The organism is Catalinimonas alkaloidigena, assembly GCF_029504655.1.
Lineage (GTDB): Bacteria > Bacteroidota > Bacteroidia > Cytophagales > Cyclobacteriaceae > Catalinimonas > Catalinimonas alkaloidigena.
In genome coordinates this window covers 117,189-131,021 of record NZ_JAQFIL010000001.1, presented here as the reverse complement: position 1 = coordinate 131,021, position 13,833 = coordinate 117,189, and the positions used below count along the sequence as shown (strand labels likewise).

Here is a 13,833-nt window from a genome sequence, read left to right as displayed (position 1 = left end):
CACTAAATTGCCCGCTTATGGGAAATACAATTACAGAAACCCGTTTTGAGCTTCCGGGGCAAACCAGCTTTTATCGTGGAAAAGTGCGGGATGTATATTTTTTGGACAAGCAGATCGTTCTCATCGCCACTGATCGTATTTCTGCTTTTGATGTGATATTACCTCGTGCTATTCCTTATAAAGGACAGGTTCTCAGCCAGATCGCTTTTGAGTTTTTAAATGCCACTGCTGACATTGTGCCCAATTGGGTAACCGGGATGCCTGACCCCAATGCCATGTTGGGCTTTAACTGCAAGCCTTATCCGATAGAGATGGTTATCCGCGGATATCTGGCAGGTCATGCTTGGCGTGAATACCGGGATGGTAAGCGTAGTCTCTGTGGTGTAAGCCTACCCGAAGGGCTAAAGGAGAACGACCCGCTGCCACAGCCGATCATCACACCGGCCACCAAAGCCCAGGAAGGGCATGATGAAGATATTTCTCGTGAGGAAATTATCTCTCGGGGCTTGGTTCCTGAGGAACACTACAAACGACTGGAAGACTATACCTATCGCTTGTACGAAAAAGGGAGTAACATAGCCCGGAACAGAGGCCTGATTCTGGTAGACACTAAATATGAATTTGGTACCTTTGACGATAGCATACATTTGATTGATGAAATTCATACCCCTGACTCTTCGCGCTACTTCTACGCTGAAGGCTATGAGGAAAGACAGGCTAAAGGAGAAGCTCAGAAACAGCTCTCCAAAGAGTTTGTTCGTCAGTGGTTAATTTCCCAAGGTTTTCAGGGAAAAGAAGGGCAGCAAATGCCGGAAATGACTGATGAGGTAGTAAATAGTATTTCTGAAAGGTATATTGAGCTCTACGAGAAAGTTACCGGGAAAAATTTTGTGAGAGAGAAAACAGACAATATCCTTAATAGAATACAGCAAAACATAATAAATGCCTTATAGTTTTGTAAATTAGCATCTTACAATACTCATAAATCGCGTATTTGATGAAGTGATCGCAGGAAATTAAACCTTATACATTAGTATGTGGTCAAGCTTATAGATTTCTTCATCAAACCTAAAAAAACAAATAATTATCAGATGAAATATTCTATAGACAAAAAAGAGCAGTACAGTACTTTTCTCCTTCAGGAAGAAAAATTAGATGCTTCTATTGCTCCTGAACTTAAATCAGAACTTATCACTATGCACGCCGAAGGCGTAAAAAACCTGATTCTGAATATGGATCAGGTAAAATATACTGATTCGTCTGGCCTCAGCGCGTTGCTGGTTGGAAACCGTATTTTTCGTGAGGATGGAGGCATGTTCATCATGTGTAGCCTGAATGAGCATGTCATGAAGCTGATCAAAATTTCTCAGTTGGACAACGTAATGACGGTAATCCCAACATTAGAGGAAGCTGTAGATGCTGTGTTTATGAATGAGATTGAGAAAGACCTGAACAACAGTGGTTCTGAAAATGATAATGGTGTTGACTAAACCTTGGCTTTCCAGCTTAAAATATTAGGCGCTAACTCAGCAACACCCGCTTACGGCCGACACCAAAGCAGCCAGTTACTTAATCTGGAAAATCATTTTATGCTGATAGACTGTGGAGAAGGTGCACAGATGCAGCTGCTGAAATACAAAGCCAAAGTAAGCCGAATAAATCATATTTTTATTAGCCATCTGCATGGAGATCATGTGTTTGGCCTTATCGGCTTGCTCAATACTTTAAACCTTACTGGAAGGACCGAAGATTTGTACATCTACGGTCCTTATCAGCTCTCTGAAATGGTTACTGTACAAATGAGAGCTACCCATGCCAACCTGAAATTCAAAATTCATTTTAGTGTGACTGATCATTTACAGTCACAAGTTTTATACGAAAACCCATTATTTACCGTACACAGCCTTCCGCTGGACCATGGCATTGCTTGTAGCGGCTTTCTTTTCCGAGAAAAAGAAAAGCCCAGACGGATTGATAAAGAAAAGCTTAAGCCTGACATTTCAGTAGCGGATATTCTTGATCTCAAGGAAGGCAAAAACCTGTATGATGCTGATGGGAGCCTACGCTATGCTAATGAAGCGCTTACGCTGCCCCCTAAAAAAAGTCGTTCCTATGCTTATTGTTCGGATACCCGTTATCAGGAAAAACTGATTGAGTACATAGAAGGAGTGGATCTGCTTTATCACGAAGCTACCTTTATGCATGATGAAGCCAAAAAAGCAAATGAAAGGTATCATAGTACTACCATAGAAGCTGCAACCATAGCAAAAAAAGCTAATGTGACACACCTGATTATCGGACATTATTCCAGCAGATATAAGACGCTAAAACCTTTATTAGAAGAAGCTAAAATGGTATTTCCCAATACCTCACTTGCCCTGGAAGGAGAAGATTACTTTATAGATGACAAATAACTGTGACCACAACTAACAAGCACAAAAGAAATATCCTTTTTATTGTCCTCAGCGGTATTTTTCTGACCAATGCCCTATTGGCTGAGTTGATTGGTGTTAAAATCTTTTCGGCAGAAGCTACTTTAGGGCTTCCGCCTGCTCAAATTCCTTTGCTTGGTGATTTCATATTAGACTTTAACCTCACTGCCGGGGCAGTTATCTGGCCTGTGGTGTTTATTACTACTGATGTGATCAATGAGTACTTTGGTAAAAGAGGTGTGAAGCAAATCAGCTACCTAACTGTCGTATTTATCGCTTACTCTTTTGTGGTCATTTACCTTGTTACAGAACTGGCTCCCGCTTCCTTCTGGCTGGATGTCAATAGTACAGATGAGGCTGGAAATTACTTTGATATTGATTTTGCTTTTCGGAAGATATTCCGGCAGGGCCTGGGCATTATTATAGGCTCCTTATTCGCTTTTCTTATTGGTCAGTTACTGGATGTGATTGTTTTTCAAAGACTGAGACGAATTACAGGCAACAGCAAAATATGGCTCAGAGCTACTGGTTCTACCTTAGTCTCTCAGTTAGTAGATAGTTTTGTGGTGCTGTTTATTGCTTTCTATGTATTTGGCAACTGGCCCATTGCCCAGGTCTTTGCTGTAGGGATTGTCAATTACATTTATAAGTTTACAGTAGCCGTAGTGCTTACTCCATTGCTCTATATAGCCCATTACCTAATTGACAACTATCTGGGGAAAGAACTGGCCGAAAACATGATGCACGAGGCTACGCAAAACACCTCTCTTGATTAGTCCATACGATAAATGCCCGTTTGTAGTGCGTATTTGATTAGACCTGCAGTATTTTTCATGCCTGTCTTTTTGAGAAGACGGTTGCGGTGTCCATCAATGGTGCGCACACTAAGGTTAAGCTCTTCAGCCATTTCTTTATTCGTATACTCTTTACAGATAAGCTTCAGTATTTCTTCTTCTCGGGATGATAACTTTTCACTCTCCTGAGCAAAGGAGTGTTGAAACTTACTTTGTTCACTAATATCTTTCCGCATAGCATTGAAAGTATGCTGACTGACGTAGTACTGCCCATTATCCACCGCATGAATAGCTTCCAGCACCTCATCTATATCTGCGTCCTTTAGGATGTATCCGTACACGCCGCTCTCAATAAGCTCAATCACGAACTTCTCATGCTCATGCATACTAAGTACGATGATCTTGATATCGCTAAACTTAGGGTTATTCAGAAGGACATTGGAAGTTTCTAATCCATCCATCACTGGCATCTCCAGATCCAAGAGTACGATATCTGGTTTTTGCACTTCCAACATAGATAATAGCTCTTTACCATTACTTGCTTCTTTTATGCTTACATTTTCTAATCTCTCCTTCAATAACTTAATAAGTCCTTGGCGAAAAAGCTGATGATCATCTACAATGATCAGTTTTAGATTGTTTCTCATATGGTCAGGCCTGTAGAGTCTTCTTCCTCTAATGTATTAGTATTCACCCTTACATGCTACTCAGTAATGGCCGGATGAAATATAGTTTAGTTATTTATCGCAAGTCTTTGGTCTTACCTTTAAACTGAAATGCTTAGACAACTTATAATTTATAATTTTCCCCTGAAATTATTGAGTAAAAATACTTTTATAATTTATGATTTAAAATAAACTAAAAATATTCAGGAGGAAGTTCCGGGGTGCGTTTTTTTTTCCACTTTTAAATGAAGAAGCCAACGCTATTATTCACTAAGCCTTCTCATATTATCACAGATTACAGAGGTAGCTATACTTACATTTAACGATTCTGCTTTTCCGTATGATGGGATATGAACACTACAATTTACGTATTTGGCATAGCGTGGATGAATACCATGAGATTCGCTACCCATCAGCAAAACACCTTCTTTGCTAAAATTTAAAGTGTGTACATTTTCGCCAGCGGCTGCATAAGCGGCATAGACCGGCTTTCTGTTTTTCTTAAAAAAAGATTCCAGATCCATATAAAAAACGTTGACCCTTAAAAAAGAGCCCATGCTTGCGCTGATCACCTTGGGGCTGTACAAGTCAGTGGTTTCAGGTGAGCAGATAATCTGCGGTATCCCGTACCAGTCAGCTATGCGCAAAATTGTTCCCAGGTTACCAGGGTCATTGATGTCATCCAGCACCAGTTCGTACGCTCCGGGAGAACTTTGATAGGGTAAATTTTCCGGAATTTCTACAATAGCTATCGCTGCATTATTGGATTTGAGTGTACTGGCAGTAGAAAGCTGTTTTTCATCTGTTGAAATAATTTCGGCAACTTCATGCTTATTTATCAGATCTTTGTGCACTTCTATAAACACTGGAGTGGCTATTAGTGTTCTAATGCTAAAATGCGTTGACAGGAGTTCCAGTATATTTTTACCTCCTTCAACCAAAAAAAGCTTATATTTTTTTCTATACTTCTTTTGTTGAAGAGACTTAATTAATTTTAGAATCCTTTTTGAAATCATTTTTAGCCATTAATACTGTACCAATATACCGTATCCTAAAGAGTATTTCTCTTACTCTGTTAACAGGGCTTCTCCTTTCTAGCTGTCTGGGTACCCGCTATCTGGATGAAGGAGAATACCTGCTATATAAGCAAAATATAAAAAAAGCCAATAAGGTAAATGAAGATGATCTGTCTGACTTTTACCGCCAGGAACCCAACCGAAAGTTTCCTGTCATTCCCTTCACTCCTTTTGTATGGATTTACCATATCGGACAAGACTTCTATGATGAGGAAGAATTACGGGAGGATAAGCAAGATGTCATTGACAAGTATAACACTAAAATTGAAAAAGCTGAGAAGGAAAAGAAAATACAAAGGCTTGAAAAGAAAAAGGAAAAGAAGACAAACAAGATAGATCGTAAGTTGGAGGAAGGGAACCTTCTGATGCGCTGGGGAGAGCCTTTGAGCATATATGATAGCTCACAGGCAGAGATAACGCGTCAGCAAATGGAAAATTATCTTCATACCAAAGGCTACTTTAATGGTAGCGTTGATCACGGAACAACTTTAGAGGGCAGAAAAATCACCTCCAACTATACTATCAATGAACGCCTGCCTTACAGCATTGATACCATTACCTATTTGATTCAAGATTCCGTGATCCGAAGATTGATCCATGAAAGTTTTGATGAGCGTCTGGTGAGAGAAGGACAGGTATATGATCAGGAAAAACTATCTCAGGAAAGAGAGCGTATTGAGACCCTGCTGAGAAATAATGGTTTCTATGACTTTAGTCGACAATATGTAGAATACGAGGTTGACTCAACCATTAGCGAACGAGAGGTACGCATAAATACCCTCATCCGCGAACCCGCCAAAAGAGGGTACCATAAAAGGTTCAAAATAGACTCTGTCATATTTGTTACAGATTCTGATATCGGTACGGACCGTACATTAGGACTAAGAAAATCAAGTGAACATAACAATATTGTTTACCGCTACTACGAGTATCAGTATTATAAAAAAATACTTGACCGACGTATATTTATTTACCCTGATAGTTTGTATAGCCTTGAAGAATCTCTACAGACACAGCGACAACTATCCAACCTAGATGTTTTTAAGTTTATCAATATCAATTACGATACTACAGGAAACCATTTTGTTGCCCGTGTATACGCCAGCCCACTCAAAAAATACCAGACCTCAAATGAGGTAGGACTTAACGTAAGCCAGGGCTTACCAGGGCCTTTTATCAACTCATCTCTCAAAATAAGAAATGTGTTTGGAGGGCTTGAAATCATGGAACTCAATGCCAGAGCGGGTATTGAAGGTGTACCTCCTCCCTCAGGTACAGAAGGCCAGGGAGCTTACCGCAGTGTTGACGCAGGTGGTAATCTGTCAGTTACTTTTCCTCAGTTTATCTTTCCGCTACCGGAAGAATGGAAGTCACATTTTGGCGTATTAAACCCACGTACACGACTACAGACGGGCTACAATTACACCGACCGACAGGAATATGTGAGAACAAACTTCAATACCTCACTTTCTTATACCTGGCAGAAGCAGCAGAAAATAAGTTATACGTTTACCCCGGTAGATATTAACCTGATAGATTCAAGAAATATCAGTGATGCATTTCAAAACATTTTGGATACGCAGGATTCACTAGGTATTCCTCTAAGCCGTTCGTTTGAGCCATCCTTTGTAAGTAGCATTAACTTCTCAACCATCTTTAATTTCAACAATTATGGTAATTATGCAGACAGAAAGAATAGTGCATCTTACCTTAAATTATATCTGGAGAGCGGAGGAACCATATTTAACTTTATTAACCCTGACATAGTCACTGACAGAGGACTGGAATATTTCAAATATGTAAAAGTTAATACCGACTATCGTAAGTATATTCCTATCTCAAGAACTTCTGACCTTGCATACCGCTTGAATATCGGAGTGGCAGTCCCCTATGGTGATACTACGGGGAACGTGCTTCCTTACGAAAAATACTTTTTTGCCGGTGGAAGTAATAGCATCAGAGCCTGGAGACCCAGACGTCTAGGTCCCGGAGGATCCCCTCCTCAGACACCTGTTGATGAAGATGGCTATTTCGTTTATAACAATGAGCAACCCGGAGAAATCCTGTTAGAAGCTAGTGTAGAGCTCAGAAGAGAACTATTTGGTTTTGTAAGTGGAGCCTTTTTCATAGATGCAGGTAATGTTTGGCTTTTTTATGAAACACAATCTCGTCCGGCCGCCAATTTTGAGTTAGATTCTTTTTATAAGCAGATTGCTGTTGGTTCTGGCTTAGGCTTAAGACTGGATTTCTCATTCTTAATCATCCGCTTCGACTATGGTGTAAAAATGTATGACCCTGCTCGTGATGCGGGACAGCGTTGGATCGGTCAGAAGTTTGACGTTTGGGATGAGGTCTCTCATGGTGTGTTCAACATCGGTATTGGATACCCTTTCTAATTTTTTTATCAGCTCTTACTTATAACATTTAGTTATTACATGTGTGCTTTTTCGTTGAGATTTACTCTCATTCTCTGTAAATTCATGATGTTTTAATAGCTTAACTACTGCAGTTTACAGTATATACCATATAAATATATCATTCGAGTACATAATTAATATATTTTATCTATTAGATTAACGCAATTTAATATATTTATTATTATATTTGTTAAACATAACCTATGTAAGGTTTTTACCATTTTTGAAAATAGTAGTGATGACAGTCTACTCAAAAATAAAAATGGCGAGATTAACCCTCGCTTTTCTACTCCTGAGCTATAATAGTATTCTGGGTCAACAGGTCATTTTTTCTGACAACTTTGAAAATGGAAGCTTTCTTCCTCAATGGCAAATCAACCCAGGTCAACAAAACGGAGTAATTGAGGTTTTTCCTACCGAAGGTTTGGAAGGTAACTATGCAGTACGCATGGGTAAAAGTAAAGACGATACGCATACCCTTAACCGGCTAGACTTACCCATAGACCTATCCGGCGACCATCAGTTTATGCTAAAATTTATGGTTTACAGCAACCATGAAGAATCTCACGTACAGGATGGAATCTTTCTAAGTGTTGACGGAGGAGTTACTTTTGAGAAAATCTTTACTTTTGAATTTGAAAAATGGCCTCAGAAGTATAGCTCTTCATTACCACCACTACACCTGAATGCACTAGCCAGAGCAAAAGGTATTTTACCAAGCGAACAAAGCATTATCCGTTTTCAGCAATATGGTAAAGATGACTTTAATGGAGGGCAGGAGTTTAGCGATGGTATTTATCTAGACCATGTATCTGTAACAAGTTATGATATCACATATGCCTCACTCCCTTTTTCTGAAGACTTCTCTGACGATAAATTATTACAGATGTCACCTACTACACTCATTGGCAGTCCTGGCTTATCAGATAGTACGGGTGTGGTGTCTCCCGCCTCTCTCATAGATATTGTATCGTTTGACAGCCTTAGAGGAAACGTACTTCGCATGGGCAGTAAGATTGATAAAAGCCCGGCTACCAATGCACTGGACATACATCTCAACTTAGCATCCTACCATCATGCCAAACTTCGGTTTGATATATATGACAATCGGGATGAGACAAATGCGGCAGATGGCATATTTTTCAGCGACAATGGAGGTTTATCTTTCAACAAAGTTTACGCTTTTAATCCTGACCATTGGAGTGACGATCATTTCGGCTCTCTCCCCCCCCTTGATATTAATGAGCTGGCTAAAAAATACGGTCTAAAAACAAATGAGCGCTTTGTAATCAGATTTCAGCAGCATGATGATGATGACTTTGAAGGCAGCAGGCTCTCTAGTGATGGGCTGATGATAGATAATATATATGTTTACAATGATCCTCCCGTCTTTACTTCGCTTCCCTTATACGAAAACTTTGATGATAAGGAATTTGCTCCTTACTGGCAAGTAGGATTTGCATCATATGATGGTGACGTAAAGCCAAATGGCATAGTGGAAATAGTAGCTATGCAGGATGGAAACAGGGCCGTAAGGTTAGGGAGCAATACTGATAAAAACTACACTACCAATGCTTTAGACCTATTCATAAATTTGGAAGGGCATAATGAGGCTTCTCTCAATTTTGACTTTTATGATAATTACGATGAATCTCACGAGTTAGATGGAATTTTCTTTAGTAGTAATGGGGGTAAAAGCTTCAAAAAAGTTTTTGATTTTGATTGCGATAACTGGGCTGACGGCCGGTTTGGGGATATTCTTTCGCTCAATATCTTCCAGTTAGCGAAAAAACAAAACCTGAATTTAACGCGAAATTTTGTTATTCGTTTTCAACAATACGATGATGATGATTTTGAAGGAACACGTACTATTAGTGATGGTATCTATCTGGATAATATCAGCATCGTGGATCCGGTGGAGCTTACTTACCATAAGGTTCCTTTTTCAGAAAGCTTCGAAGACTCACTGGGTACATACTGGCATTTCGGAAACCCGATGCTGACAGCTTCAGTTCAGCATATAAAACCAGGAGGCTTCGTCAAAGTCTTGGATTCAGTAGGCTACAAAAACTCTAAAGGTCTTGCTTTAGGCAGGGCTGAAGACGGAAAACAAACTACCAATGCCATAGATCTCAATCTTGATCTGAACAGCCAGCAAGACTTACGACTTAATTTCTCGCTTTATAATAACTATGATATTGTTGATGATGAGGATGGTATATGGCTTAGTAGTGATGGAGGAAGAAATTTCAAAAAAGCATGGAACCTTCCTGAGGCTAAAGGGAGATATCAAGCTTATTCTCTAAACCTGGACTCACTTGCCATCACTTCCAACATTCATTTTTCTGAGGTGTATGTGATACGTTTTCAGCAGTCAGGAGACAGAAAATTTACAGGAACTGGCAATCTCAAGGGAGGAATTTACGTAGACGATATTACCGTAGCCCATAGTATTCCTGCTCCACAGTTTGTAAGCACCCCTGACTCCCTCCAGCTTAATGTATGTGGTGAATATTTATTTCAATGGATCAAGACCCCTGCTGTAGAAAATTTTCACTTTCAGGTCTATACCTACGAGCATGGGAAAGAACTAATAGTACAAGATACCGTGATCGCTGATGCTTCTCATACAGTTGTTAATGGCCTGGAAGAAGATAGCGCTTATTTCTGCAGAGTAAAAGCATATAACGCTTTTACAAACAGCAAATGGTCACGGCCAGTTGCTTTTGATACCTTTTCAACTTTTGAAGCTGATGTACAGATACACGATAAAGATAGCAAGCAACGTAAAATAGTGCTGCAAGCTAATGAGAAGCCTTCATACAAGTATCGTTGGTTTAAAAATGGGGAGCCTCTTGACGAAGAATCCAGTCATCTATGCACTGTAAGTGAACCGGGTGAATATTCTGTGTTTATTTCAAATAACTCCTGTGGAATGATGTCTGCACCATTAAAGATAGAAGGCGAAACCTTGGGAATAGTAGATGACATTTTTTTGGAAGTCACTGATAAAACAACATCAAATATACCTGAGCACAAAGCAGACAGGTAAAGTATTTTATACGCTATATCTATTATTTATGGCTATGCCAGGCCAGGAATAACCTTTTCGTTGGTAACTGTCATTGAAATGATTTCAAATGTCTTCTCTACATAATTTGCAATCAACGTTCTTCATCCTAATATTGGCACCTATCTGGTTCTGAACAATAACCATAGTATGGATAATGACTTTTTTTTTCTTTCTAACCCACAGTATCAGGCAGATTGGAAATGCATCAATGATACTATCATGGGAGGTATTTCAAAGAGTACAGCTTACCAAAATCATAACAATCACCTAGAGTGGTCAGGTGAACTATCTTTGAAAAATAATGGAGGCTTTGCTTCGGTGCGCTATGAGATTTTGCCAACAATTAACTTACAAGCATATCAGGGGCTTAGTATTGTGATTATTGGAGATAATAAGTCCTATAAACTAAACCTGGCCAATCAACTCACTCCAAAAAGCCCTCGTTTTCAAGCCCGTTTTCACTCATGTACAACCGAGCAAATAGTTCATATACCATTTTTAGAACTTGAAGCATCTATTCGGGGTAGAAAAGTCGAGGAAAGTTTTGATCCTTCTCGTATTTCTATGGTTGGTTTTCTTATCTCTGAGCAACAGGAAGGGCCCTTTCATCTAACCGTTAAAAGCATCAAACCTTATGTACAATAAAGAAGAGATCACAAATTGGTTCATGTCCTTACAAGACAATATATGTAATCAATTGGAAAAGGCCGATGGTGGTAAATTCATAGAAGACCGCTGGAAACGAGAAGGCGGCGGCGGCGGTAGAACTCGCATTATTCAGGGTGATGTTATTGAGAAAGGAGGAGTAGCATTTTCAGCGGTTCATGGCAAAACCCCAGAAAAAATATTAAAGGCTCTCCAACTCTCTGAAACAGATTTTTATGCCACTGGTGTCTCCATTGTCATGCATCCGCTAAGTCCTATGGTACCCATTATCCATATGAACGTTCGTTACTTTGAAATGGAAAATGGCACCAGTTGGTTTGGTGGTGGTATTGACCTCACTCCTCATTATATAGATCTGTCTGATGCTCAGTATTTTCACAAAGAACTAAAGAAAATATGCGATAAGCATCACCCCGAGTACTATACAAAATTTAAAGCATGGGCTGATGATTATTTTTATGTAAGACACCGACAGGAAACCAGAGGAGTAGGAGGGATTTTTTTTGATAGGTTATCTCCTTCAAAAGAAATGAGTTTGGAGCAACTATTTCACTTTGTACAGGATGTAGGCAATGCTTTTTCGCCTATTTATACATACTTGATCCATAAAAATAAAAATTTGCCTTTTGAAGAGCGTGAAAAAGAATGGCAGTTGGTCAGAAGAGGACGCTATGTAGAATTTAACCTGGTTTGGGATAAGGGGACTAAATTTGGCCTTGATACTCAGGGACGTACCGAATCTATTTTAATGAGTCTTCCTCCACAAGCGAATTGGATCTACAGCCATCAGCCAATAGAAGGTAGTAAAGAACATACCACACAAAAATATTTACGTAAGGGTATTAATTGGTTGGATATAATCTAAATTTGATTTCAAATATTACATATGCTCTTAGTAGAACTCATACAACTTTAATTTAAGGACTATTTTATAGTACTTTGCTAGCATGTTACTATTAAAAAACATAGAGATATGCTTGGAAAATTATATTTAGCTTTAGCTCTATCTATCTCAGTCATATTTGGGGCCAGAGCGCAAGAAGAGGTTACAGCGTATGTAGAGAAAGGAAGAAAGCTATTTGGGGAAGGGATGTATAAAGAAGCACTAATAAACTTCAATAAGGCTATAGATGCTGACTCATTACGCTATCACGCTTATTTTTTTCGCGGTAATACTAAAAAAATATTTGAAGATTACCATGGTGCTATGAAGGATTACAACATGGTACTAGAGATCAACCCTGAATATGCAGAAGCGTATTATGAACGGGGTAGCATTAAATTCTCGCTTCAGGATTACTACGGTGCCATTGAGGATTTTGGGGAAGCTATTAAACTCAACGAAAATCATGTAAATGCCTATTACCAAAGAGGACAAGCACGCCGAGAATTAGAGGCCTACAAGGATGCTATCAATGACTGTACAAAAATACTACAGATTCACCCTAAAAATATTGATGCCTACTTTCTCAGAGGTGTGTTACGCATAGAACATGGGCTAATGCAAGAAGGCTGCCTTGACCTTAGCAAGGCAGGCGAATTAGGTGATTTAAAAGCTTATGATATGATAAGAAATATCTGTAACCGCCGTGCTATTCAATAGATAGTCACTACAGGCAGTATTTCATTTTAAGTTTAATAGCTTCTCTCACATCGTGATGAGAAGCTTTTTTTATGGCAATACATGCCTCTTCTGAATGGTGTAGCTTATCAGCCACCAATGCTTGCATCAAATAAGCTTCCCCTTCCTTAGTTTGGCCAGTAGATAAAAAAGCAGTGATATCTTTTGAAGCATCTTCATAATTTCCTAGCCGATAATTACAATAAGCACGGGTATAATACGCCTCATGAAAACTTGGGTTTACTACCATGAGGTGATCAATGAGGTCTTTAGCTTCTTGATAATTTCCCAAATGATAAGCTTGTATAGTACCCATCTGAAAATAAAGACTATCATACTCCGGCCAGATTGCTTTGGCCTCTTCAAATTGATTGATTGCATTATGATAGTCACCACCTTCTTTCATACACATACCTTTCAGATAAAGTAGCTGAACTTTTTCAATATCTGTGGAAGCTCTTTTTAAACCAATGTTGGCATATTCCATCGCAGCAGAATACTGTCCATACTGATTCATCAGTATGTTCCCGGAAAGTAAGCAGGCTTCAATTTCTTTGCTTCCAAAGTCAATAATAGCACGGTGCAGGCTATTAAGTGCAGCAAAATACTGGTGATCATTATAATACTCAAGACCTTTGTCGTAATGGTATGCAGAAGAATAATGTGATAAGCCAAAAGGGACAATCAGCGCGGACAAAGCAGCCACAACCACTAATGAAATTACCGCGGCATATACTTTTTTAGAATAGGTAATGGGCTCTTTCTTAGGAGGATAATAGTTACCAGAATAGTAAGCACGTCTCCGTGCGTAACGATACCTTCTTTCCTCTTCCTCAAGACTTGCGTAAAGGTCATTAAGTCCAAGCAATAATGTGAGATCGTAAGCTGCCTTCTTGTTCTGATCAGACAATATGTCATAAGCCTCGCTTACGAGCTTAAACATTTCTTCTTTCTCACTATCACCCGGATTTACATCCGGATGGTATTTTTTGGCAAGATTACGGTATGCCAATTTCAAATCAGCGGAAGAGACATCATAGTCAACTCCCAACAAATGATAATAATTTTTCACCATAGCTAAATGCTCTA

At 39.2% G+C, this 13,833-nt stretch carries 12 protein-coding genes; 9 read left to right on the top strand and 3 right to left on the bottom strand.

Going from position 1 to position 13,833, the window contains the following annotated elements:
* The first annotated feature begins 17 nt into the window (after positions 1-17).
* From OKW21_RS00570 to OKW21_RS00555, 4 genes are all read left to right on the top strand, one after another.
* Positions 18-953 (top strand): phosphoribosylaminoimidazolesuccinocarboxamide synthase, encoded by a 936-nt coding sequence (locus tag OKW21_RS00570; RefSeq protein WP_277476390.1) that lies wholly within the window; start codon positions 18-20, stop codon positions 951-953.
* A gap of 138 nt (positions 954-1,091) precedes the next feature.
* Complete coding sequence (locus tag OKW21_RS00565; RefSeq protein ID WP_277476389.1) at positions 1,092-1,490, top strand: STAS domain-containing protein; 399 nt, start codon at positions 1,092-1,094, stop codon at positions 1,488-1,490.
* Between the two features lie 3 nt (positions 1,491-1,493).
* Positions 1,494-2,414, top strand: coding sequence for a ribonuclease Z (locus tag OKW21_RS00560; protein WP_277476388.1), 921 nt, complete (start codon positions 1,494-1,496; stop codon positions 2,412-2,414).
* A gap of 2 nt (positions 2,415-2,416) precedes the next feature.
* Positions 2,417-3,208 carry a queuosine precursor transporter gene (locus OKW21_RS00555; protein WP_277476386.1) on the top strand — a complete coding sequence of 264 codons (792 nt, stop codon included), beginning with the start codon at positions 2,417-2,419 and terminating at the stop codon, positions 3,206-3,208.
* Here the strand turns inward: OKW21_RS00555 and OKW21_RS00550 are convergent.
* Together OKW21_RS00550 and OKW21_RS00545 are read right to left on the bottom strand one after the other, a co-directional pair.
* The gene (locus OKW21_RS00550) at positions 3,205-3,873 is read right to left on the bottom strand and encodes a response regulator (protein WP_277476385.1); all 669 of its coding nucleotides are present in this window, start codon (positions 3,871-3,873) and stop codon (positions 3,205-3,207) included. The two genes, OKW21_RS00555 and OKW21_RS00550, sit on opposite strands and share 4 nt — an antisense overlap.
* 281 nt (positions 3,874-4,154) lie before the next feature.
* Positions 4,155-4,907 (bottom strand): RNA methyltransferase, encoded by a 753-nt coding sequence (locus OKW21_RS00545; protein ID WP_277476384.1) that lies wholly within the window; start codon positions 4,905-4,907, stop codon positions 4,155-4,157.
* Here OKW21_RS00545 and tamL point away from each other — a divergent pair.
* From tamL to OKW21_RS00520, 5 genes are all read left to right on the top strand, one after another.
* Entirely contained in the window at positions 4,898-7,363 is a 2,466-nt protein-coding gene (gene tamL, locus OKW21_RS00540; protein ID WP_277476383.1) for a translocation and assembly module lipoprotein TamL, read from the top strand. The genes OKW21_RS00545 and tamL overlap by 10 nt on opposite strands.
* Before the next feature lie 283 nt (positions 7,364-7,646).
* A complete protein-coding gene (locus OKW21_RS00535; protein WP_277476382.1) occupies positions 7,647-10,436 on the top strand; it encodes a fibronectin type III domain-containing protein in 2,790 nt (929 codons plus the stop codon).
* 168 nt (positions 10,437-10,604) lie between these two features.
* Positions 10,605-11,102 (top strand): CIA30 family protein, encoded by a 498-nt coding sequence (locus OKW21_RS00530; protein ID WP_277476381.1) that lies wholly within the window; start codon positions 10,605-10,607, stop codon positions 11,100-11,102.
* Positions 11,092-11,988 (top strand): oxygen-dependent coproporphyrinogen oxidase, encoded by an 897-nt coding sequence (hemF, locus tag OKW21_RS00525; RefSeq protein WP_277476380.1) that lies wholly within the window; start codon positions 11,092-11,094, stop codon positions 11,986-11,988. The genes OKW21_RS00530 and hemF overlap by 11 nt, the downstream gene beginning before the upstream one ends.
* Before the next feature lie 108 nt (positions 11,989-12,096).
* The gene (locus OKW21_RS00520; protein WP_277476379.1) at positions 12,097-12,726 is read left to right on the top strand and encodes a tetratricopeptide repeat protein; all 630 of its coding nucleotides are present in this window, start codon (positions 12,097-12,099) and stop codon (positions 12,724-12,726) included.
* Positions 12,727-12,733: 7 nt separating this feature from the next.
* Here the strand turns inward: OKW21_RS00520 and OKW21_RS00515 are convergent, their stop codons facing one another.
* Positions 12,734-13,819 (bottom strand): tetratricopeptide repeat protein, encoded by a 1,086-nt coding sequence (locus OKW21_RS00515; RefSeq protein WP_277476378.1) that lies wholly within the window; start codon positions 13,817-13,819, stop codon positions 12,734-12,736.
* Positions 13,820-13,833 lie beyond the last annotated feature (14 nt).